Origin of the sequence: Pararoseomonas sp. SCSIO 73927 (assembly GCF_037040815.1) — a bacterium.
Lineage (GTDB): Bacteria > Pseudomonadota > Alphaproteobacteria > Acetobacterales > Acetobacteraceae > Roseomonas.
In genome coordinates, this window is the sequence record NZ_CP146232.1 from 4,904,519 (window position 1) to 4,927,064 (window position 22,546).

21 protein-coding genes are annotated in these 22,546 nt (G+C 71.0%); 5 read left to right on the top strand and 16 right to left on the bottom strand.

The window, feature by feature from the left end; translation table 11 throughout:
* Positions 1-168 precede the first annotated feature (168 nt).
* Positions 169-687: a GNAT family N-acetyltransferase gene (locus tag VQH23_RS23175; protein WP_338663028.1), complete on the top strand. Its 519-nt coding sequence runs from the start codon at positions 169-171 to the stop codon at positions 685-687.
* On the opposite strand, the gene VQH23_RS23180 is transcribed toward VQH23_RS23175, so the two are convergent.
* The 16 genes from VQH23_RS23180 to tpiA all read right to left on the bottom strand — a co-directional run bounded on the left by VQH23_RS23180 (position 662) and on the right by tpiA (position 17,606).
* Positions 662-1,726 carry a threonine aldolase family protein gene (locus tag VQH23_RS23180; RefSeq protein WP_338663029.1) on the bottom strand — a complete coding sequence of 355 codons (1,065 nt, stop codon included), beginning with the start codon at positions 1,724-1,726 and terminating at the stop codon, positions 662-664. The two genes, VQH23_RS23175 and VQH23_RS23180, sit on opposite strands and share 26 nt — an antisense overlap.
* A 74-nt stretch (positions 1,727-1,800) precedes the next feature.
* Positions 1,801-2,280, bottom strand: a complete 480-nt coding sequence (locus VQH23_RS23185; RefSeq protein WP_338663030.1) for a type II toxin-antitoxin system RatA family toxin — start codon at positions 2,278-2,280, stop codon at positions 1,801-1,803.
* A gap of 1 nt (position 2,281) precedes the next feature.
* The gene (gene lipA / locus VQH23_RS23190; protein WP_338663031.1) at positions 2,282-3,349 is read right to left on the bottom strand and encodes a lipoyl synthase; all 1,068 of its coding nucleotides are present in this window, start codon (positions 3,347-3,349) and stop codon (positions 2,282-2,284) included.
* A 66-nt stretch (positions 3,350-3,415) separates the two neighbouring features.
* Positions 3,416-4,810: a dihydrolipoyl dehydrogenase gene (gene lpdA / locus VQH23_RS23195; protein ID WP_338663032.1), complete on the bottom strand. Its 1,395-nt coding sequence runs from the start codon at positions 4,808-4,810 to the stop codon at positions 3,416-3,418.
* 78 nt (positions 4,811-4,888) lie between these two features.
* Entirely contained in the window at positions 4,889-5,377 is a 489-nt protein-coding gene (locus tag VQH23_RS23200) for a GNAT family N-acetyltransferase (protein WP_338663033.1), read from the bottom strand.
* Between the two features lie 10 nt (positions 5,378-5,387).
* Positions 5,388-6,770 (bottom strand): pyruvate dehydrogenase complex dihydrolipoamide acetyltransferase, encoded by a 1,383-nt coding sequence (locus tag VQH23_RS23205; RefSeq protein WP_338663034.1) that lies wholly within the window; start codon positions 6,768-6,770, stop codon positions 5,388-5,390.
* A gap of 12 nt (positions 6,771-6,782) precedes the next feature.
* Positions 6,783-8,240, bottom strand: a complete 1,458-nt coding sequence (locus VQH23_RS23210; protein WP_338663035.1) for a pyruvate dehydrogenase complex E1 component subunit beta — start codon at positions 8,238-8,240, stop codon at positions 6,783-6,785.
* Between the two features lies 1 nt (position 8,241).
* Positions 8,242-9,306 (bottom strand): pyruvate dehydrogenase (acetyl-transferring) E1 component subunit alpha, encoded by a 1,065-nt coding sequence (gene pdhA / locus VQH23_RS23215; protein ID WP_338663036.1) that lies wholly within the window; start codon positions 9,304-9,306, stop codon positions 8,242-8,244.
* A gap of 219 nt (positions 9,307-9,525) precedes the next feature.
* Positions 9,526-9,855 (bottom strand): septum formation initiator family protein, encoded by a 330-nt coding sequence (locus tag VQH23_RS23220; RefSeq protein ID WP_338663037.1) that lies wholly within the window; start codon positions 9,853-9,855, stop codon positions 9,526-9,528.
* A gap of 156 nt (positions 9,856-10,011) precedes the next feature.
* Positions 10,012-11,295, bottom strand: coding sequence for a phosphopyruvate hydratase (gene eno / locus VQH23_RS23225; protein WP_338663038.1), 1,284 nt, complete (start codon positions 11,293-11,295; stop codon positions 10,012-10,014).
* 123 nt (positions 11,296-11,418) lie between these two features.
* Positions 11,419-11,793 carry a PH domain-containing protein gene (locus VQH23_RS23230; RefSeq protein ID WP_338663039.1) on the bottom strand — a complete coding sequence of 125 codons (375 nt, stop codon included), beginning with the start codon at positions 11,791-11,793 and terminating at the stop codon, positions 11,419-11,421.
* Between the two features lie 72 nt (positions 11,794-11,865).
* Positions 11,866-13,812 (bottom strand): PAS domain S-box protein, encoded by a 1,947-nt coding sequence (locus VQH23_RS23235; RefSeq protein ID WP_338663040.1) that lies wholly within the window; start codon positions 13,810-13,812, stop codon positions 11,866-11,868.
* 176 nt (positions 13,813-13,988) lie between these two features.
* The gene (gene wrbA / locus VQH23_RS23240; RefSeq protein ID WP_338663041.1) at positions 13,989-14,591 is read right to left on the bottom strand and encodes an NAD(P)H:quinone oxidoreductase; all 603 of its coding nucleotides are present in this window, start codon (positions 14,589-14,591) and stop codon (positions 13,989-13,991) included.
* 125 nt (positions 14,592-14,716) lie between these two features.
* Entirely contained in the window at positions 14,717-16,348 is a 1,632-nt protein-coding gene (locus tag VQH23_RS23245; RefSeq protein WP_338663042.1) for a CTP synthase, read from the bottom strand.
* Positions 16,349-16,464: 116 nt separating this feature from the next.
* Entirely contained in the window at positions 16,465-16,803 is a 339-nt protein-coding gene (gene secG, locus VQH23_RS23250) for a preprotein translocase subunit SecG (protein WP_338663043.1), read from the bottom strand.
* A 44-nt stretch (positions 16,804-16,847) separates the two neighbouring features.
* Positions 16,848-17,606, bottom strand: coding sequence for a triose-phosphate isomerase (gene tpiA, locus VQH23_RS23255; RefSeq protein ID WP_338663044.1), 759 nt, complete (start codon positions 17,604-17,606; stop codon positions 16,848-16,850).
* A gap of 123 nt (positions 17,607-17,729) precedes the next feature.
* On the opposite strand from tpiA, the gene VQH23_RS23260 reads away from it, so the two are divergent.
* The 4 genes from VQH23_RS23260 to VQH23_RS23275 are packed head-to-tail and all read left to right on the top strand — an operon-like array spanning position 17,730 to position 22,544.
* Positions 17,730-19,622: a SurA N-terminal domain-containing protein gene (locus VQH23_RS23260; RefSeq protein ID WP_338663045.1), complete on the top strand. Its 1,893-nt coding sequence runs from the start codon at positions 17,730-17,732 to the stop codon at positions 19,620-19,622.
* The gene (gene trpE, locus VQH23_RS23265; RefSeq protein WP_338663046.1) at positions 19,619-21,154 is read left to right on the top strand and encodes an anthranilate synthase component I; all 1,536 of its coding nucleotides are present in this window, start codon (positions 19,619-19,621) and stop codon (positions 21,152-21,154) included. The genes VQH23_RS23260 and trpE overlap by 4 nt, the downstream gene beginning before the upstream one ends.
* Positions 21,155-21,158: 4 nt before the next feature.
* A complete protein-coding gene (locus VQH23_RS23270; protein WP_338663047.1) occupies positions 21,159-21,869 on the top strand; it encodes an FkbM family methyltransferase in 711 nt (236 codons plus the stop codon).
* A 48-nt stretch (positions 21,870-21,917) separates the two neighbouring features.
* Entirely contained in the window at positions 21,918-22,544 is a 627-nt protein-coding gene (locus VQH23_RS23275; RefSeq protein WP_338663048.1) for an aminodeoxychorismate/anthranilate synthase component II, read from the top strand.
* Positions 22,545-22,546 lie beyond the last annotated feature (2 nt).

The following is a 22,546-nucleotide window of genomic DNA, read 5'->3' on the forward strand; positions in this document are numbered from 1 at the left end:
TCGGTATTATCGGCGTTGTTGCATCCGGTGCAGCAAAATCCCGGTATGGTGGCGTCGCGAAGGGAACCTGCGCGCGGGGCGCGCACGGAATGGCCAGTGGCAGGGGAGCGTCAGAGGGATGAGGCAGCAGCGGGTGGCGGGCGCCGCGTGGCGCGGGGCGCGGCGCACATGACCCTGACGGTTCGCGCCGCCGACCCCGCGGACATTCCGGCACTGGCCTCGCTCCTGGCCGAGATGCAGGCCTATTACGGGGCTCCGGTCCCGATGGAGGAGGCGTTGGAGGCCGCAGGCCAGCTCTGCACGCTGCCGCCGGAGGGGTTCAACCCGCGCACCCTTCTCGCGATCGACTCGGGCTCGGCGATCGGCTCCTGCGTGCTGAACGTGATGCTGCCCGCGGCGGAGCTGCGCCGGTCCCTTTACATCCGGGACCTCTTCGTCTCCGCGCGGTCGCGCCGCCGCGGGGTCGGGCGCGCCCTGGTGGCCTGCGCCGCCCGGCTGGTGCGGGAGGGCGGGTTCTGCGCCCTGGACTGGACCACCGACTCCCAGAACCTGCCCGCCCGGCGCCTTTACGACGGGATCGGCGGGCGGGTGCTGGGCCGCACCTACTACCGGATCGAGCGGAACGCGCTCGGCGCGCTGCTGGAGGAGGAGGTGCCCGCCCTCAGCCGCGCAGCAGGCGGCGAGTAACGGCCAGCGCCTCCTCGATCATGGGGGCGTCCACGTCGAGGTGGGTGCAGGCGCGAAGGCGCCCGCCCAGGCCGCTGACCGCGATCCCTTCGCCGCGCAGCGCTGCCTGCAGCGCGGCCGGGGACATCCCCGCACCGGTCGGGTCGAAGAAGACGAGGTTCGTGTCCGGCTCCTCCACCACGACGCCCTCGATCCCCCGCAGCCCGACGGCCAGGGCCTTCGCGTTGGCATGGTCCTCGGCGAGCCGGTCCACGTTGTGGTCCAGGGCGTAGAGGCAGGCGGCCGCGCAGATCCCGGCCTGGCGCATGGAGCCGCCGAGCCGCTGCTTCCATCGCCAGGCGCGGTCGATGAACTCGTGCGAGCCCGCCAGCACGGCGCCCAGCGGCGCGCCGAGGCCCTTGGTGAAGTCCAGCCACACGCTGTCGAAGCCCGCGCACATCCTGTCGGCCGGGATGCCGGCGGCGACGCAGGCGTTCATCAGCCGCGCCCCGTCCATGTGGGTGGACCAGCCCTGCTCCCGCGCGATGCCCGTCAGCTCCGTCAGGGTAGCCAGCGGCCAGACGGCGCCGCCGCCGATATTGGCGGTCTGCTCGATCTCCAGCAGCGTCTGCTCCGGCGAGTGCCGGCTGCGTGGGCGGATGGCGGCGCGCAGGGTGTCGGCATCGAACATGCCGCGCGGGCCGCGCAAGGGGTTCACCTGCACCCCGGCGATGGCGGCGTGCGTCCCCGCCTCGCTCGTCAGGATATGCGCCGTCTCGTGCGCCAGCACCTCGTCGCCGTTGCGGCAGTGCACGTTCACGGCGATGACGTTCGCCATGGTGCCGGAGGGCAGGTAGACCGCTGCCTCCTTCCCCAGCAGCGCTGCCATCCGGTCGCAGAGGGCGTGGACGGTCGGGTCGTCGCCGTGCTGCTCGTCGCCGACCTCCGCCTCCATCATCGCCGCCTTCATCGCGGCGGAGGGGCGGGTCTGCGTGTCGGAGTAGAGGTTGATGCGGACGGGCGGGGCGCCGGGAGCCGGGCGCTCGGGGATCTGGACCATGGGGCTCTCCGCGTCGTGTTACGCAAGGTTCTGCCAGCGGCGGCGCGGCGCGGCCAGAAGGCCGCCCCGCGGCCTCAGCCCGGGCCGGGGCTGGTGCGCGGGGCCAGGCTCCCGCCCGGCCTGTCCCGCCGGTAGAGCACCATCGCCCGCCGCTCGAAGGCGCGGACCATCAGCCGCACCGCCTCGTTGAACACGGTGCCGATCACGGCCTGCAGCAGGCGGGACTTGAACTCGAAGTCCACGAAGAACTTGACCTCGCAGCCGCCCTCGACCGGCAAGAAGTTCCAGTGGTTGTTCAGGTAGCGGAATGGGCCGGTCAGGTACTCCACGTGCACATGATCCGGCCGCTCCAGTGTCACGCGGCTGCGGAAGGTCTCGCGGAACATTTTGAAGCCGATCGTCAGGTCCGCGATCAGCTCGTTCTCTGTCCTCGACACCACCTGGGCACCGACGCACCAGGGCAGGAACTCCGGGTAGCGGCGCACATCGGCCACCAGGTCGAACATCTGCTCAGGCGCGTAGGGCAGGCGCTTGGTCTCGGCATGGGTGGGCATCTCAGGCGGCGCGGCCCAGCCTGGCATCCCGCGCGGCCCGGAGGTCCGCGAAGTCCTTGTCGGCGTGGTAGGAGGAGCGGGTGAGCGGCGTGGCCGAGACCAGCAGGAAGCCCTTGGCCCGCGCCAGCCGGGCGTAGTCCTCGAACTCCGCCGGCTCCACGAAACGGTCCACGGCGGCGTGTTTGACGGTGGGCTGCAGGTACTGGCCGATCGTCAGGAAGTCGATCTCGGCGGAGCGCATGTCGTCCATCACCTGCAGCACCTCGCCCCGCGCCTCGCCCAGCCCGACCATCACGCCGGACTTGGTGAAGATGCCGGGATCCAGCCGCTTCACCTCGTCCAGCAGGCGCAGGGAATGGAAGTAGCGCGCGCCGGGGCGGATGGTTGTGTAGAGGCGGGGCACCGTTTCCAGGTTGTGGTTGAACACGTCCGGCCGGGCGGCCACCACCACCTCCAGCGCGCCGTCCTTGCGCAGGAAGTCGGGCGTCAGGATCTCGATCGTGGTCTCCGGCGCCGCCGCGCGGATGGAGGCGATGGTCTGCGCGAAGTGCTGCGCGCCCCCGTCCTTCAGGTCGTCCCGGTCCACGGAGGTGATGACGACGTGGCGCAGGCCCAGCGCCGCCACGGCATCGCCCACCCGGCGCGGCTCGTCCGCGTCCAGGGCCTTCGGCATGCCCGTGGTGATGTTGCAGAAGGAGCAGGCGCGCGTGCAGATCTCGCCCATGATCATCATGGTCGCGTGGCGCTGGGACCAGCACTCCCCGATGTTGGGGCAGGCCGCCTCCTCGCAGACCGTGACGAGCTTGTTCTCCCGCATCAGGTTGCGGGTCTCGTGGTAGACCGGGTGGGTCGGCGCCTTCACCCGGATCCAGTCCGGCTTGCGCTTGATCGGGTTGTCCGGCCGGTTCGCCTTCTCGGGGTGGCGCAGCGGCGCCGGGGCGGCGCTGGGCACGATCCGGGCGATATGGGCGGGCAGCACGGATTCGGGCGCGGCAACGGCGGGGCTGGCGCCCAGGGCGCCCCCTTGGGCACCCCCGGCGCGGTGATCCACCAGGATGCGGGTGGTCATAGGGTTCTGTCCTTCGGCCGCGCCCCCGGGGCGGGGGGCGCGGCGATAGGGGTGCGGGATCTTGCCCTAGATGTGGATCACCCGGCCGTAGGCATCAAGGACGGCCTCGTGCATCGCCTCGGACACCGTCGGATGCGGGAAGACCGTGTGCATCAGCTCGGCCTCGGTCGTCTCGAGGGTCCGGGCGATGGTGTAGCCCTGGATCATCTCCGTCACCTCGGGCCCGACCATGTGGGCGCCCAGCAGCTCCCCGGTCTTGGCGTCGAACACCGTCTTGATGAGACCCTCCGGCTCACCCATGGCGATGGCCTTTCCGTTGCCGATGAAGGGGAAGCGCCCGACCCGGACCTCGTGCCCGGCCTCCTTCGCCTTCGCCTCGGTCAGGCCGACGCTGGCCACCTGGGGGCGGCAATAGGTGCAGCCCGGCACGTTCAGCGCCTCCAGCGGGTGCGGGTGCAGCCCGGCCATATGCTCCACGGCGATGATCGCCTCGTGGGAGGCCTTGTGGGCCAGCCAGGGGGCCCCGGCCAGGTCGCCGATGGCGTAGACGCCCGGTTCGCCGGTCCGGCACATCTCGTCCACTAGCACGTGGGTATGCTCGACCTTCACCTTCGTGCCCTCGAGGCCGATATCCTCGACATTGCCGACGATGCCGACGGCGGAGATGAGCCGGTCCGCCGTGATCTCCTGGGTCTTGCCCCCCGCCTCGACGGAGACGGTGACGGAATCCCCGTTCTTCGTGATCTTGCCGATCTTGGCCGAGGTGAGGACGTTCATCTTCTGCTTGGCAAAGGCCTTCCCCACGAAGGCGCTGATCTCCGTGTCCTCCACCGGCAGGATGCGGTCCATCACCTCGATCAGCGTCACCTGGGCGCCCATGTTGAGGAAGAAGCTCGCGAACTCGCTGCCGATGGCGCCGGAACCGATGACGATGAGGCTCTTGGGCATCGCGTCCGGCACCAGCGCCTCGCGGTAGGACCAGATCAGCTTCCCGTCCGGCTCCATCCCCGGCAGCACGCGGGCGCGGGCGCCGGTGGCGAGGATGATGTTCTTGGCGGCCAGATCCGCCACCGGCTTGCCGTCCTTCGTCACGGCCAGTTTGCCGGAGCCGGCGAGCTTGGCGTGGCCGTCATAGACCGTGACCTTGTTCTTCTTCAGCAGCCCCTTCACGCCGCCGGAGAGCTGCCCGGCCACGGCGCGGGACCGCTTCACCACCTTCTGGAAGTCGAACCGGATGTTGTCGGCCGCGAAGCCGTAGGCATCCAGCGTGTGCAGCAGGTGGTGGATCTCGCTGGCGCGCAGCAGGGCCTTGGTGGGGATGCAGCCCCAGTTCAGGCAAATGCCGCCGAGGTTCTCGCGCTCCACCAGCGCGACCTTCATCTTCAGCTGCGCGGCGCGGATCGCGGCCACGTAGCCGCCCGGGCCGCCGCCCACCACCACGAGATCGAACTGGTCGGCCATGCGGGCCTCCTCCGTGGCGCCTTCGCGCCGATTGCGTCTCAGCCGGCGGGTCGCCCCGCCGAGGTCATTGGGCCAAGGTCACGCGGCCAGGTCCCTGAGGGCCTGCCCGCTCAGGCGCTGGCCCAGCCACTCGCCCTTCGTCTCGGCACCCAGGCCGCGGTAGAAGGTGATGGAGGGCTCGTTCCAGTCCAGCACCTGCCAATCCATCCGCGTCCACCCCTCCGCCACCGCGCGCCGGGCGAGGTGGCGGAAGAAGGCGCCGCCGATGCCCAGGCCGCGATGGCCGGGCTCGACGAAGATGTCCTCCAGGTAGATGCCGGGCTTGCCGGTGAAGGTGCTGACGTTGTTGAACCACAGCGCCTGCCCGACCACGCGGCCCTCCACCTCCGCCAGAACGGCGTGCAGCAGCGGCTTCTCCCCGAAGAGCAGGGCGCGGAAGTCGTCCTCCGTCCCTACCGCCTCATCCAGCATCCGCTCGTAGTCGGCGAGCTCGCGGACGAGGCGCACCACCTCCGGCAGATCGGCCGGGGTGGCGTCCCTCAGGGTGAAGCGCTGCGGCCCGCTCACTGCATCAGGCTCACAGCATCAAGCTCAGGGGGTCTTCCACAATCGACTTGAAGGTCGAGACCCACTCCGCCGCCAGCGCGCCGTCGATGGCGCGGTGATCGACGGAGAGCGTCACCGTCATCACCGTGGCGACCGCGAGCTGCCCGTCCTTCACCACCGGCCGCTTCTCGCCGGCGGAGACCGCCAGGATGCCGGCCTGCGGCGGGTTGATGATGGCGGAGAAGTTAGACACCCCGAACATGCCCATGTTCGAGATGGAGAAGCCGCCGCCCTGGAACTCCTCCGGCTTCAGCTTACCGGACTTGGCGCGGGCGGCGAGGTCCTTCATCTCGTTGGAGATGGTGGCCAGGCCTTTCTGGTCGGCCTTCCGGATGATCGGCGTGATCAGCCCGTCGGGAATGGAAACGGCGATGCTGATATCCACGTCGTCGTAGATCACCATTCCCTCGTCGGTCCACGAGGCGTTGGTGTTCGGCAGCTTCCGCAGGGTGGCGGCGGCCGCCTTGATCACCAGGTCGTTCACCGAGAGCTTGTAGGCTCCGGCGCCCTCCTTCGGGGAGCGCGCGTTCAGGTCCGCGCGCAGCTTCAACAGCGCGTCCAGCTCCACGTCGATGGAAACGTAGAAGTGCGGGATGGTCTGCTTCGCCTCGGAGAGGCGGCGGGCGATGACCTTCCGCATGGAGGAGTGCGGCACGACCTTGTGCGGCGCCGTGATGGCGGGCGCGGCGGGCTTGGGCGCGGACTTCGGCGCCTCCGCAGCGGCCGGGGCGGCGGGCTGGGCTTGCGGGGCGGCGGCCGGCTTCGGGGCTGCCTGGGCGGCCTCGATGTCGGACTTCACAATGCGCCCGTTCGGGCCGGAGCCCTTCACGGAACCCAGATCCAGGCCGGCCTGCTCCGCCATCCGGCGGGCCAGCGGAGAGGCGAAGACCCGCCCACCCTGCCCGCCCGAGGAGGGCGCGGCCGGAGCCGGCTGGTTCTGCCCTGAGGGCACGGGCGCGGAAACCGGCTGTTCCGGCGCCCCCGCCACCTTGCCGCCAGCGGCCTGCACCGCCTCAAGGGCAGGGCTGCCGGAAGGCGACGGGTTCGGGCCCGCGCCGCCGCCGGACCCGGCGGCAGGGGCGGGAGCGCCGGCATCCGACGGAACCGCCTCGCCCTGCTCCACCATGATGCCGATGGGCTGGTTGACCTTCACGCCCTCGGTCCCGTCCGGCACGAGGATCTTGCCGAGGATGCCTTCATCCACGGCCTCGAACTCCATCGTGGCCTTGTCGGTCTCGATCTCGGCGATCACGTCGCCGGACTTCACCGCCTCGCCCTCCTTCTTGAGCCAGCGGGCGAGCGTCCCCTCCGTCATGGTCGGGGACAGGGCGGGCATCAGGATGTTGGTGGCCATGAGACCCGCCCCTTACTTGTAGGTGACTTTGCGCGCCGCCTCGACCACCTGCGCCACCGTGGGCAGCGCCAGCTTCTCGAGGTTCGCCGCGTAGGGCATCGGCACGTCCAGCCCGGCCACGCGGGTCGGGGGCGCGTCGAGGTGGTCGAAGGCCCTTTCGATGACCTGCATCGCCACCTCCCCGCCGACATTGGCGAAGGCCCAGCCCTCCTCGACGGTGACGAGGCGGTTGGTCTTCTTCACCGAGTTCAGCACGGTCTCGATGTCCAGCGGCCGGATGGTGCGGAGGTTGATCACCTCCGCGTCGATCCCGGCCTTGGCCAGCTCATCCGCGGCCTGCATCGCCAGCCCCACCATGATGGAATAGGCGACGATGGTCACGTCCTTGCCCTCGCGCTCCACCTTCGCCTTGCCGATCGGCAGGATGAAATCCTCCGCCGTCGGGCACTCGAAGCTCTGGCCGTAGAGGATCTCGTTCTCGAGGAAGACGACGGGGTTCGGGTCGCGGATGGCGGCCCGCAGCAGCCCCTTCGCGTCCGCCGCCGACCAGGGCGCGATCACCTTCAGCCCGGGGACGTGCGCGTACCAGGAGGTGTAGTCCTGGCTGTGCTGCGCCGCCACGCGGGCCGCGGCGCCGTTCGGGCCGCGGAACACGATCGGCGAGCCGAGCTGGCCGCCGGACATGTACAGCGTCTTCGCCGCCGAGTTGATGATGTGGTCGATGGCCTGCATCGAGAAGTTGAAGGTCATGAACTCGACGATGGGCTTCAGCCCCGCCAGCGCCGCGCCCACGGCCATGCCGGTGAAGCCGTACTCGGTGATCGGCATGTCCAGCACGCGCTTCGGGCCGAACTCGTCCAGCAGGCCCTGGGAGATCTTGTAGGCGCCCTGGTACTGGGCGACCTCCTCACCCATCAGGAACACGTCGGCGTCGGCGCGCATCTCCAGCGCCATCGCGTCGCGCAGCGCCTCGCGCACCGTGGTCGCCTTCGTCGGGCCCCAGTCCTTCTCCGGCTCCCTGGCGGGTGCCTTGGGCTGGGCCGAGACGCCCTCGCGCTCCTCCGCACCCTTGGCGGCGACCTGGGCGTGGTCCTCGGCGGCCTTCGCCACCTGGCCGACGCTACCGCCCTGCTGCGTGGCGTTGGACTCCGGCTGCTGCGGGGTCGCGGGCTTGCTGCCCTGCGCGTTCGCCGGGGTGGCGGTGTCGCCGGCCGGGGCCGCGCTGCCGTCGCCGCCATCCAGCTCGGCGATGGCGGCGTTCACCTGCACGCCCTCCGTGCCCTCGGGGACGAGGATCTTCGTGATCGTCCCCTCGTCCACGGCCTCCACCTCCATGGTGGCCTTGTCGGTCTCGATCTCGGCGAGCACGTCGCCGGACTTCACCGCCTCGCCTTCCTTCTTCAGCCAGCGGCTGAGCTTGCCCTCCGTCATCGTCGGGGAGAGGGCGGGCATCAGGATCGTCGCGCCCATCTCAGCGGGTCTCCATCTTAACAGACTGGGCGTCGACCGGGCTGGGCAGCACCACGTCGGTCCAGAGCTCGGATTCGTCGGGCTCCGGGCTGGACTGCGCGAACTCGGCGCTGTCCTGCACGATCGCCTTCACCTCGTCGTCCACGGCCTTGAGGTCGGCTTCGCTGCGGCCCTGCTCCAGCAGCAGCTTGCGCACCTGCTCGATCGGGTCGCTGTTCTCGCGCATGCCCTGCACCTCCTCGCGCGTGCGGTACTTCGCGGGGTCGGACATGGAGTGGCCGCGGTAGCGGTAGGTCTGCATCTCCAGCAGGTACGGCCCCTTGCCCTCGCGGCAATGGGCCACGGCGCGCTCCCCGGCTTCCTTCACCGCCAGCACGTCCATGCCGTTCACCTTCTCGCCCGGGATGCCCCAGGGCGCGCCGTTCTGCGACAGGTCGCGGGAGGCGGAGGCGCGCTCCACGCTCGTGCCCATGCCGTAGCGGTTGTTCTCGATGATAAAGATGCAGGGCAGCTTCAGCAGGGCCGCCAGGTTGAAGCTCTCGAAGACCTGGCCCTGATTGGAGGCACCCTCGCCGAAATAGGCCAGCGCGACGCCCCCGTTCTCCTTATACCAATTGTGGAAGGCGAGCCCGAGGCCGAGCGGCACCTGCGCCGCCACGATGCCGTGCCCGCCGTAGAAGCCCTTCTCGCGGGAGAACATGTGCATGCTCCCGCCCTTGCCCTTGGAGTAGCCGCCGATGCGCCCGGTCAGCTCCGCCATCACGCCGCGCGCCTCCATGCCCGTGGCGAGCATGTGCCCGTGGTCACGGTAGGAGGTGATGACCTGGTCGCCCTCCTTCAGGGTCATCTGCATGCCCACCACCACGGCCTCCTGGCCGATGTAGAGGTGGCAGAAGCCGCCGATGAGGCCCATGCCGTAGAGCTGGCCGGCCTTCTCCTCGAAGCGGCGGATCAGCAGCATCTCGCGGTAGGCCTTGGCCAGCACGTCCTGGTTATGGCCGGCGGCGGGGGGAGTATCCTTGCCGTTCCCGCGGCGCTTCGCCGCGCTTTCGGTCCCGAGGGCCATGGGCTGCTCCTGCTTGAAAAGTCGGCCGGGGAGGCCGTCTTTCATCGGCAGATACGGTTGGCGCCGGGGATCAGCAAGCTACAAGACTCGGCTAAGTCGTTGATGTTGCGTTGCAACATCGCGAATATCCGCGCCGGATACAAAAGGACAGGTCCGGGAACGCCGCACGGCGCGGCGGAAGGACCGCCGCGCCGTCCGAAAATCCGGCCTTTCCGAACCCTAGAAGAGGCGGCGGTTCGGCGCGTAGGGCACGATGATCTCGTCCTTGGCCACCACGTTCAGCAGGGCGCGGGCGCGCTCCTCCAGCATGTCGCGGTCCAGGTGCTCGGCCCGCAGGCCCGCCACCTTGCGCTCCATGGTGTCTCGCTCCGCCTCCGCCTCGGCCAGTACCAGCCGGGCTGCGGCGATCTCGGCGTTGCGGGCATCGCGCGCGATAAGCCCGCGCGTGCCATTCATCGCGTGGTGCGCGAAGTATCCGCACAGCGCGAAGAAAATTGTCGGAAGCACCAAGGCCTGCGCCCGGCGCTTCACCCCCTGTAAGAAAGCCAACTGCCCCTCCCCCGAAGAGCTTAGGCCGATCGGAATGATCCCCTGGGGCGGAGTAAAATCGGCGCCACGCTGCGGCGCAAGGTCATTCGGGGCAGGGCTGCGGAATTAGCTGTGGACGTTGCGCGCGCGCCGCGCTCTGCGGCGCGCGCGGCCTCTTCAGCGCCCCTTGGGAAGCACGTTGCGGCCCGCGTAGCGCGCCGCCGGGCCCAGCCCCTGCTCGATTCGGATGAGCTGGTTGTACTTCGCGAGTCGGTCGGACCGGGACAGCGAGCCCGTCTTGATTTGGCCGCAATTGGTGGCCACCGCGAGGTCCGCGATCGTCGCGTCCTCCGTCTCGCCGGAGCGGTGCGACATCACCGCCTTGTAGCCGGCGCGGTGCGCCGTCTCCACGGCCTCCAGCGTCTCCGTCAGCGACCCGATCTGGTTCACCTTCACCAGGATGGCGTTGCCCACCCCCTGGTCGATTCCCTGGCGCAGGCGCTCCGTGTTCGTCACGAACAGATCGTCGCCGACGAGGTTCACGCGGTCGCCCAGCCGCTCTGTCAGCAGCTTCCAGCCCGCCCAGTCATCCTCGGACATGCCGTCCTCGATGGAGACGATGGGGTACTTGCCGCAGAGCGCGGCGAGGTAGTCCACCATCCCCGCGGCGTCGAGCTTCTTCCCCTCGCCCTCCATATCGTAGGTGCCGTTCTTGAAGAACTCGGTGGAGGCGCAGTCGAGGGCGAACATGATGTCCTCGCCCACGCGGTGGCCGGCGGCCTCGCAGGCGGCGGCGATGAAGTCCAGCGCCTCCTCCGCGCTCTTCAGGTTCGGCGCGAAGCCGCCCTCGTCGCCCACGTTCGTCGCGTGGCCCGCGTCGTGCAGCTTCTTCTTCAGCGCTTGGAACACCTCGGAGCCGATCCGCACCGCGTCCGCCATCGTGCCGGCGGCCACCGGCATGACCATGAACTCCTGGATGTCGATCGGATTGTCGGCGTGCTGGCCGCCGTTGATGATGTTCATCATCGGCACCGGCAGGGTGCGGGCGAAGGTGCCGCCGACGTAGCGGTACAGCGGGAGCCCGTAGTGCTCCGCCGCGGCCTTGGCATTCGCGAGCGAGACGGCGAGGATCGCGTTGGCGCCCAGCCGCGCCTTGTTCGGCGTGCCGTCCAGCTCGATCATCGTCTCGTCAATCTTCACCTGGTCCGTGGCGTCCAGGCCGGAGAGGGCGTCGAAGATCTCGCCCTCCACGTTCGCCACCGCCTTCAGCACGCCCTTGCCGCCGTAGCGGGACTTGTCGCCGTCGCGCAGCTCAACGGCCTCGTGCGCGCCGGTGGAGGCGCCGGAAGGGACGATGGCGCGGCCGATGGCCCCGCTGTCCAGCACCACCTCCACTTCCACCGTCGGGTTGCCGCGGCTGTCGAGGACCTCGCGGGCAATGATGTCGGAAATGGCGGACATGGGGGCTCCAGCGCTCCGGGACGTTGCCCCGGCGATAAGGCCGGTCGTCCTGCCCGGCAAGAGGGGCCCGGCAAGAGGGGGCGGGCGAGAGGTAAGGTCCCCGCCCTCCGCGAACCCGGCCGGTCAGCCCGTCACGTTGACGGCCAGGGCGGCCTGAAGGGCGTAGACGTCAACGCCGCGCCCGAAGGTCAGCTGCACCGGCTCCGCGCCACTGGACCAGATCCGGAGCTCGGCCTCCATGTCGAAGCTGCCCGCGCTCTCGACGGAGAAGCGCGTGATGCTTCGGTAGGGGATGGAGAGGTACTCCGTCTTCCGCCCCGTCACCCCCTGCTTGTCGATGAGGATCACCCGCTTGTCCGTCAGGATGATGACGTCGCGGATCAGCTTGTAGGCGAGCTGGACCCTCTCCGAGGGGGCGAGCAGACGCGCGTAGTCGGCCGCGGCCTGGGCCGGGCTGATCTCGCTGGCATGGCCCATCAGGCCGGAGAGAAGCGACAAGGAGGTCTCCTCGGAGGTCGGGCCGCACAGCCTATCCCTTCCGCAAGCGGGCGCAACGCCGCCCCCCCGTCCTCACCCCCCCTCGATGATCGCCTTGATCCGCGCGGCCAGGGCCTCCATCGCGAAGGGCTTGGTCATCACGTGCAGCCCCGGCTCCAGCCGGTCGCCCACCGCCGCGGTCTCGGCGTAGCCGGTGATGAACAGCACCCGCAGCCCCGGCCGGGCGGTGCGCGCGGCATCGGCCAATTGCCGCCCGTTCAGCCCGCCGGGCAGCCCGACATCCGTCACCAGCAGGTCGATCCGGCGCGGGCTCCGCAGGATTTCCAGGCCGGAGGGGCCGTCCCCCGCCTCCAGCGCGGTGTAGCCCAGGTCCTGCAGCACCTCGGCCACGAGCATGCGGACGGTCTCCTCGTCGTCCACGATCAGCACCGTCTCCCCCGCCCGCGCCCGCGGTGCCTCCGCGGAGCCGGCCGGGGCCTCGTCCTCCTCGGCGGCCGCGAGGTGCCGGGGCAGGTAGATCGTCACGCCCGTCCCCTCCCCCGGGGCCGAGCGAATCCGCACCTGCCCGCCGGACTGCCGGGCGAAGCCGTAGACCATGGAGAGGCCGAGTCCCGTTCCCTGCCCCAGCGGCTTGGTGGTGAAGAAGGGGTCGAAGGCGCGCTCCAGCACCTCCGGGGCCATTCCCACCCCCGCATCGGTCACGCTGACGGAGACGTAGTCGCCGGGCCGCAGGCCCCGCGCCGGCGCCGCCTCTGCGCTCAGAGTCAGGTTCTCGGTCCCCACCGTCAGCGCCCCGCCCCCCGGCATGGCGTCCCGGGCGTTGATGCAGAGGTTGAGCAGCGCGTTCTCGAGCTGGTTGGGGTCGCAGAGCGTCACCCAGAGGTCGGGCCGCAGCGTCTTCCGCACCTCGATGGCCGGCCCGACGGTGCGCTGGACCAGTTCCCCCATGCCCTCGATCAGCCGGTTCGCGTCGGTCGGCTTCGGGTCCAGGGTCTGCCGGCGGGCGAAGGCCAGCAGGCGATGGGTGAGCGCGGCGGCGCGGCTCGCCGCGCCCTGGGCGGAGGAGATGTAGCGGTCCGCCTCCCCCACCCGGCCCTGGGCGATGCGGGTGCGCAGCAGCTCCAGGCTGCCGGAGATGCCGGCGAGCATGTTGTTGAAATCGTGCGCCAGCCCTCCCGTCAGCTGCCCCAGCGCCTCCATCTTCTGGGCCTGGAACAGCTGCTCCCGGGATTGCTCCAGCAGGATCTGGGCCTCGCGCCGCTCCGTCAGGTCGCGGGTCACCTTGGCGAAGCCGATCAGCTCCCCGGACTCGTCGCGGATCGCGTCGATCACCACGCCGGCCCAGAAGCGGGTGCCGTCCTTGCGCCGCCGCCAGCCCTCCGCCTCGTAGCGGCCCTCCCGCCGCGCCGTCTCCAGCGCGCGGTGGGGCACCCCTCCCGCCGCGTCCTCCTCCGTGTAGAAGCGGGAGAAGTGCTGGCCCACGATCTCGTCGGCGGCGTAGCCCTTGATCCGCTCGGCCCCGGTGTTCCAGTTCGTGACCTGACCGTCCGGTCCCAGCATGTAGATGGCGTAGTCGTGCACGCCCTGGACAAGAAGGCGGAAGCGCCGCTCCGTCTCGAGCGCTGCCAGCTGGGCCGCGCGCTGCTCCGTCATGTCGCGCGTGACCTTGGCGAAGCCGATCAGGACGCCGCCCCGCCGGATCGGGTCGATCACAACCATTGCCCAGAAGCGGGTGCCGTCCTTGCGGATGCGCCAGGCCTCGGCGGTGAAGCGCCCCTCCTCGGCGGCGGTCCGCAGCGCCCGCTCCGGCGTGCCGGCGGCCCGGTCCTCCTCCGTGTAGAAGCGGGAGAAGCTGGTGCCGATCACCTCGGCGGGCGCGTAGCCCTTGATCCGCTCCGCGCCCGGGTTCCAGCTCACCACCAGCCCGGTCGGGTCGAGCATGTAGATGGCGTAATCCACCACGCCCTGAATCAGCAGCTCGTAGGAGTCCGCGGCGAGGGACGGCTTTGCCCGGTTCATGAAAGCACTGATCGAGGTCTGACCCGCTACCAACCCGGCCAGTTCTAAGCACCGATCCCGGCCGCCCTCAAGCAAGGCGGCGAGGGGCACCCACAACCCTGACGGGTCCTGAGGATCAACTCTTCGCGCCACACAGCAGGAGACGAGCGGGAGGCCTTGGGCCTCCCCGCCCGCGCTCAGGCCGCCAGCTTCGCCGCGATCCGCGCCACGTGCTCGCCCTGGAAGCGCGCCGCGCCCAGGTCGTCGGCCGTCGGCTTCAGGCTACCGTCGCCGCCCGCCACCGTGCTAGCGCCGTAGGGCGTGCCGCCCTGCACCTTCGTCACATCCTGCAAGGGCGCGTAGGAGTAAGGAAGGCCCACGATGACCATGCCGAGGTGGTAGAGCACGTTGTTGGTGGCCAGGATCGTGCTCTCCTGCCCGCCATGGAGGCTGGCGGTGGAGGTGAAGCAGGACCCGACCTTCCCGTTGAAGGCGCCCCGGGCCCAGAGGCCGCCGGTCTGGTCCAGGAAGTTCTTCATCTGCGACGCCATGTTCCCGTAGCGGGTGGGGGTGCCGATGATGATGGCGTCGTACCCTTCCAGCTCGTTCACGGTCGCCACCGGGGCGGCCTGGTCCATCTTGTAGTGGGAGTTCCGCGCCACCTCCTCCGGCACCAGCTCCGGCACACGCTTCACGTCGGCCGTCACGCCGGGCACGCCGCGCGCGCCCTCGGCCACGGCCTGCGCCATCGCCTCGATGTGTCCGTAGCTGGAGTAGTAGAGGACCAGGACCTTCGCCATCGCGCTTCACCTCTGTCTGGCGGCCCGCCGGGGCGGCGGGCCTGCCGTCGAGTTAGGCGAACGCATTGGCGGCGGAAAACGCTGGGCGGAAATGACCGTCATTCACGCCGCGCGCTTGGCACGCCTCAGACGAGGCGCGCCTGCCGCACCGCCGCGCCGATGAAGCCGGCAAAGATCGGGTGGGGCTCGAAGGGCTTGGATTTCAGCTCCGGGTGGTACTGCACCCCGAGGAACCAGGGGTGGTCCGGCCGCTCCACGATCTCCGGCAGCACGCCGTCGGGCGACATGCCGGAGAAGCGCAGGCCCGTGGCCTCCAGCTTCTCGCGGTAGTTCACGTTCACCTCGTAGCGGTGGCGGTGCCGCTCCATGATCTCGGGCTTGCCGTCGTAGATGGAGCGGACGAGCGAATCCTCGGCCAGGAGCGAGGGGTAGGAGCCGAGCCGCATGGTGCCGCCGAGGTCGCCGCCCTCGGAGCGCTTCTCCACCTGATTGCCGCGCTTCCACTCCGTCAGCAGCCCGACCACCGGGTCCTCGCAGGGCCCGAACTCGGTGGAGGAGGCGTGCGGAAGGCCGGCCTGGTGCCGCGCCGCCTCCACCACCGCCATCTGCATGCCGAAGCAGATGCCGAGGAAGGGCACGTTCCGCTCCCGCGCGAACTGCACCGCGCGTATCTTGCCCTCGCTCCCCCGCTCGCCGAAGCCGCCGGGCACCAGGATGGCGTGCGCCCCCTCCAGCCGCTTCGTCGCGCCCTCGCCCTCGAAGATGGAGCTGTCCACCCAGTCCAGCCTCACGCGCACGTTGTGCGCGATGCCGCCATGGGTCAGCGCCTCGCTCAGCGACTTGTAGGCGTCCAGCAGCGACATGTACTTGCCGACGACGGCGATGGTCACCTCGCCCTCCGGGTGCTGGAGGGAGTTGACGATCTTCTGCCAGCGCGAGAGGTCCGGCTCGCCGTAGACCGACATGTCGAAGTGCCGCAGCACTTCCCGGTCCAGCCCCTCGTCATGGTACTGCAGCGGCACGGCGTAGATGCTGGTGGCGTCCAGCGCGGGGATCACGCTCTCCGGCCGCACGTTGCAGAAGCTGGCGATCTTGCGCCGCTCGTTCTCGGGGATCGGCCGGTCGCAGCGGCAGAGCAGGATCTGCGGCTGAATGCCCAGGCCCAGCAGCTCCTTCACGCTGTGCTGGGTCGGCTTCGTCTTGAGCTCGCCGGCGGAGGCGATCCAGGGCACCAGCGTCAGGTGGACGAAAAGGCTGTTGCGCGGCCCCAGCTCGTTCGCCAGCTGACGCAGCGCCTCCAGGAAGGGCAGGCTCTCGATGTCGCCGACCGTGCCGCCGACCTCCACCAGCACGAAGTCGTAGTCCTCGACCCCGCTGGTGATGCCCTCCTTGATGGCGTCCGTGATGTGGGGGATCACCTGGACGGTCCCGCCCAGGTATTCGCCCCGCCGCTCCTTCGCGATCACCTCGGAGTAGATGCGCCCCGAAGTCCAGGCATCGGCCTGGTTGGCGTGCACCCCGGTGAAGCGCTCGTAGTGGCCGAGGTCGAGGTCCGTCTCCGCCCCGTCATCGGTCACGAAGACCTCGCCGTGCTGGTACGGGCTCATCGTGCCCGGATCCACGTTGAGATAGGGGTCCAGCTTTCGCATGCGGACCTTGTGGCCGCGCGCCTGAAGCAGCGCAGCCAGGGAGGCTGCGGCGATGCCTTTTCCGAGGGAAGAGACCACGCCGCCGGTGATGAATACGTACCGCGTCATGGGTGGCCCTTCTAGCGCGCGCGGGGGCGCCGCGGCCAGGGGCCGCGGACGCGGGAGTGCCATGCGCGGCCCCCGCCCGCCCGGGGCTTGATCGGGGCCGCCGTGGTTACAGTGGCTTAGTTGGTCGGGACCGAGGGCGCGGCCGGGGCGGCGGGCGCCGCGGGCGCGGCCGGCAGGGCCGGGGCGGTCGCCGCGGGCGGCGACTCGAAGATGGAGCGCTGCCGCCCCGTCCCCTGGTTCAACAGGCCGAGCGCGAGGGCCAGCGCCATGAAGACCGTGGCGAGCACCGCGGTGGCCCGCGTCAGCAGGTTCGCCGTGCCCCGGCCGGACATGAGGTTGCCCATGCCCTGGGAGGAGCCGATGCCCAGCCCCCCGCCCTCGCTGCGCTGCAGCAGCACCACCCCGATCAGGGCGGCGGCGACGAAGAAGTGCAGGACGAGGAGGACGGTGGTCATGATTCCCGGCTTCTAGCCCCGTAAGGGCGGTCGGGGGAAGGGTTTCAGGCCGGAACCGCCGCGGCGATACCCAGGAAATCCTCCGCCTTCAGGCTCGCGCCCCCCACCAGAGCCCCGTCCACGTTCGGCAGGGCCAGGATGGCGGCGGCGTTGGAGGGCTTCACGGAGCCGCCGTAGAGGAGGCGCAGGCTCTCCCCCTGGCCGGGGAAGCGCGCCGCCACCTCGGCCCGCATCCGCCCGTGCATGGCGGAGATGTCGGCCTCCGTCGGCGTTCGCCCCGTGCCGATCGCCCAGACCGGCTCGTAGGCCACCACGCCCTTCGCCCTGGCGAAGTCCGGCGGCAGGGATCCGGCGATCTGCGCCGCCACCACCGCCTCGGCCTCCCCGGCGTCGCGCTGGGCCTCGGTCTCGCCGACGCAGACCACGGGGATCAGCCCGGCCTCGATCGCCGCCCGCGCCTTGGCCTGCACCAGCGCGTCCGTCTCCCCGTGATCCGCCCGGCGCTCGGAATGGCCAAGGATGACGTAGCCGCAGCCGGCATCCGCGAGCATGGCCGCCGAGACATCGCCCGTATGGGCCCCGTTCGCCTCGGCCGAGCAGTCCTGCCCGCCGATCGCCACGGGCTTCCAGCCCATGGAGGCGGCGGCGACGTGCAGGTGCAGGAAGGGCGGGCAGAGCAGCAGGTCCGCGCCCGGCACCCGGTCCAGCCCGGCCCGCACCCCTTCGGCCAGCGCCGCGGCGTCGCGCAGCGTGCCGTTCATCTTCCAGTTGCCGGCGATGAGGGGGCGGACTCCGGGGGTCATGGGCTCTCCTGGTGCAACGGCGGGTTTCAATGCCGCCTATCGGGCGGATGGAGGTTTGGCAACCACACCGGGATGGGCTACCGCCCCATGTCCGAACTTCCCCCAGCAGGGCCCGCCGCCGCCATGATCACCGCGTTCCGCCGCCTCGCCGGCACCTGGTTCGCCAAGGGCCTCTTCGTCCTGCTGGTCCTCTCCTTCGCGGTCTGGGGGATTGAGGACACGATCCGCAACTTCGGCCGGGACAGCGCCGTGGCCCGCGTGGGCGGGGAGCCGATCGAGCTGACCGAGGCCCAGAACGCCGCCCGGCGCGAGACGCAGCGCCTGCAGCGCCAGCTCGGCCCGCGCTTCGAGCCGAACGAGGCCTTCCGCCAGGCCGTGGCCCGGCAGGCGCTGGAGAACCTTATCGGGTCGCGGGCCCAGGACCAGGAGGCCCGGCGCCTCGGCGTCTCCGCCTCCGTCGACGCGGTGCGGGCCTACACCTTCTCCATCCCCGGCTTCCGCGGCGCGGACGGGCAGTTCAGCCCCTTCATGCTGCAGGCCTTCATGCGCCAGAACGACATGACGGAGGCCGACTTCACGCGCCTCGTCGTCTCCGACCTGCAGCGCCAGCAGCTGGTGGGCGCCGTGCGCGCCGGCGCCCGCGCGCCGGAGACGCTGACGAAGCTCCTTGCCGCCTTCGCGGGGGAGCGGCGCGTGGCGGAGGTGGCGGAGTTCCCCCTCCTCAGCGCCCCGGAGGTGCCGGAGCCCACCGGGGCCCAGCTCGAGCGCTTCCACGAGAACAACCCCGCGCAGTTCTCGTCCCCGGAGTACCGCGAGGCCGTCATTGCCCCCCTCTCCGTCGAGACGATCCTTCCGAACGTGGAGGTGACGGAGGCCGAGATCGAGGCAGGGCTGGCGGCCCAGCGCGAGCGCAGCGGCGCGCCGGAGCGCCGCACGGTGGAGCAGGCCCTGGTCTCCTCGAAGGAGGCGGCGGACGCGATCCGTACGGCCTGGACCGGCGGCGCCGACCTCCAGGCGATCACCGCCCAGGCCGTCGCTGCCGGCGGCGCCGCGCTGGAGATGGGCACGGTCACGCGGGCCGAGATGCCGGTGGAGAACATCGGGAACGCGGTCTTCGCCCTTCCCCAGGGCGGCGTGAGCGAGCCGATCCAGAGCCCCTTCGGATGGCACGTGATGAAGGTGACGGCGATCCAGGCCGCGGCCGAGATCCCGATGGAGACCCTGCGGGCCGCCACCCGCGAGACCCTGGCCCGCGAGAAGGCCGCCGACCGGACCTTCGAGGAGGCGAACCGGCTGGAGGACGCCCTCTCCGGCGGCGCCACCGTGGAGGAGGCCGCGACGCGCTTCGGCCTCCAGGCCGCGCGCGTGACCCTGGACCGCCAGGGCAACGGGCGGGATAGCCGCCCCGTGGCCCTGCCCGGCGATCCCGCCGGCCGCACCGCGCTGATCGAGGCGATCTTCGCCAACCCCGCCGGCTCCGGCCCGCGCGTGGCGGAGGTCGGGCAGGCCTTTGCCGCGCTGGACGTGCCAAACGCCATCCCCGCCGCGCTGCGCCCCTTCGCGGAGGTGGAGGCCGAGGTCCGCCGCGCCTGGACGATCGACGCCCGCCGCCGCGCCCAGGAGGAGCGCGCGACGGCGCTGATGACCGCCGTGCAAGGGGGCAAGGACTTCACCGAGGCCGCTAAGGAGGCCGGGGTCGAGCCGGCCCGCATGGGTCCCGCCACCCGCGACGCCCAGGGTCCGGCCACCGGTGGCATCCCGGCCGAGCTGCTGCCCGGCCTTTTCACCCTGAAGCCCGGCGAGGTGACCATGGCCACCACCGCCGCCGGCTTCGCGGTGGGACGGCTGGTCGAGGTCCTTCCCGCCGAGGCCAACCCCGAGGCCGGGGCGCGCGCCAAGACCGAGGTGGAGCAGGCCATGCAGGAGGACCTGGAGGCCCAGTTCGCCGCCGCCCTGCGCGCCCGCGCGGCGGTGACGATCAACCCGGCGATGATGGACCAGGTGGCCGCGCGATGACGGCGCAGGAAGGCTACGCCGCCTTCGCGGCCGCCCACGCCGCCGGCCGCGGCCAAGTGGTGTTCCGCGAGCGCGTCGCGGACCTCGACACCCCCGTCGGCGCCTTCCTGAAGCTCGCGGAGGGCCGGCCCAACACCTTCCTTCTGGAGAGCGTAGAGGGCGGGCAGAGCCGCGGTCGCTACTCCATGATCGGCCTCGCGCCCGACCTCATCTGGCGCTGCCGCGGCGGCCGGGCGGAGGTGAACCGGCACGCCCTCTCCGCCCCGCACGCCTTCGTCCCGGAGGAAGCGGCGCCGCTGGACAGCCTTCGCGCCCTCATCGAGGCCTGCCGCATGGAGCTGCCGGCGGGGCTGCCGCCCAGCGCGGCCGGCCTCTTCGGCTACCTCGGCTACGACATGGTCCGGCAGATGGAGCGCCTGCCGGCGGAGAACCCGGACCTGCTGGGCATCCCCGAGGCGATCCTCGGACGCCCCACCCTCCTCGCCGTCTTCGACCACGTGCGGGACATCCTGACCCTCTGCGCCCCGGTCTACCCCGACCCGCTCAAGAGGGAGTCGGGTGAGACGGCGCGGCAAGCCTACGAGGCCGCGCAGGCCCGGCTGGACGAGGCGGAGGCGGCGCTGGATCGGCCGGTGCCCCGCCCCGCCCCGCCCGCCTCCCTTCCGGCACCCGGCGAGCCCGCGTCCAACTTCACGCGCGAGGGCTTCATGGCCCTGGTGGAGCGCGCGAAGGAGTACGTGGCCGCCGGCGACGTGTTCCAGGTGGTGCCGAGCCAGCGCTTCCAGGCGCCGTTTGCGCTGCCGCCCTTCGCCCTCTACCGCGCGCTGCGGCGGCTGAACCCCGCACCCTTCCTCTTCCACTTCGACTTCGGCGGCTTCGCGGCCACGGGCGCCAGCCCGGAGATCCTCGTGCGGCTGCGCGACGGCGCGGTCACGGTCCGCCCCCTGGCCGGCACCCGCCGCCGCGGCGCGACGCCGGAGGAGGACCTGGCGCTGGAGAAGGAGCTGCTGGCCGACCCGAAGGAGAGGGCGGAGCACCTGATGCTCATCGACCTCGGCCGCAATGACGTGGGCCGGGTGGCGGAGATCGGCAGCGTGAAGGTCACCGCCCAGTTCGGGATCGAGCGCTACTCCCAGGTCATGCACATCAGCTCGGAGGTGCAGGGCCGCCTGCGGCCGGGCCTGACGGCGCTGGACGCGCTGATGGCCGGCTTCCCCGCCGGCACCCTCTCCGGCGCGCCGAAGGTGCGGGCCATGGAGATCATCGAGCGGCTGGAGCCCTCCCGCCGCGGCGTCTATGCGGGGTGCTTCGGCTATTTCGGCGGGGATGGCGGGATGGACACCTGCATCGGCCTCCGCATGGCCCTGGTGAAGGACGGCACGATGTACGTCCAGGCCGGCGCCGGGGTGGTGGCGGACAGCGACCCCGCCTCCGAGGAGGAGGAGACGCGCCAGAAGGCCCGCGCCCTCTTCCGCGCGGCGGAGGAGGCCGTGCGCTTCGCCGCGGCCATGCCGCGCCGGACCGAGGGCTGACCTGTTGGGCGGCGGGACGGAGCTGTTCGAGACCAACGGCGTCCGAATTGACCTCGAGCACCCCCGCATCCGGCCCGTGGCGGACGAGTTCCGCCGGGGCGCCTTCGAGGCGACGGAGGCGAGGATCACCCGCCGCGTGCTGCGGCCGCACCACCGCGTGCTGGAGATGGGGACCTGCACGGGCTTCGTCGCGATAATCGCGGCGCGGATCGTCGGCCCCGCCGCCATCCGCTGCTACGAGGCGAACCCGGAGAACGCGGCCCTGGCCGCGCACCACTTCGGGGCGAACGGGCTGCCGATCGAGCTCTACAACGCCGTGCTCCTCTCCCGCCGCTCCGCCGCGGCGGGGCCGGCCACGGTGCCCTTCTTCGTCTCCCCCTCCCTCGTCTCCTCCTCGCTCATCCCCATCCCCCGGCGGGAGAGCGTGGAGGTGCCGGTTGCGGTGTTCGAGGACGAGGTGGCGCGACACGGCGCGAACTTCCTCATCATGGACATCGAGGGCGGGGAGGTGGACCTGCTCGGCACCGCCGACCTGGACCCCATCACCGGTATCATCATGGAGACGCACTACCGCAAGGCCGGGGTGGCGCCGACGGACGCCATGATGAAGCGGCTCTACGACCGGGGTTTCCGCATCAACCTCCGCAGCTCGGGGGCCGAGACCCTGCACCTCTACCGCGAGGGCTACGAGGCGGACCTGGAAGGTGCCTTCTGACCCCGCCGCCTTGACCCGGGGCGGCCCCTGGGCCGAAGTGGGGCGGCCATGATCCTGCTCATCGACAACTACGACAGCTTCACCTTCAACCTCGTCCACTTCCTCGGGGAGCTGGGCGCGGAGGTGGCGGTCTGGCGCAACGACGCGCTCTCGGTGGACCAGGCGATGGAGATGAACCCGCGGGCCATCATCCTCTCCCCCGGCCCCTGCACCCCGAACGAGGCGGGGATCTGCCTGGACCTGATCGGCGCGGCGGCGAAGAAGTCCGTTCCCCTCTTCGGCGTCTGCCTCGGCCACCAGTCCATCGGGCAGGCCTTCGGCGGCGCGGTGGTGCGCGCGCCCCAGCCCGTCCACGGCAAGGTGCACGAGATGCACCACGGCGGCAGCGATGTCTTCGCCGGCCTCCCCTCCCCCTTCCGGGCGACGCGCTACCACTCCCTCGTGGTCCGGCGCGACGACCTGCCGGAGACGCTGCGGGTGACGGCGGAGACGGAGGACGGGCTGATCATGGGCCTGGCGCATCGCGACCTGCCGGTTTGGGGCGTGCAGTTCCACCCCGAGAGCATCGCCTCGCAACACGGCCACGACATGCTGGCCAACGTCATGCGGCTGGCCGGGATCAACCTCCCGCCCCAGGGCGGCTCGGTGAACGACCCCCTCCGCCGGGCGGCCTGATC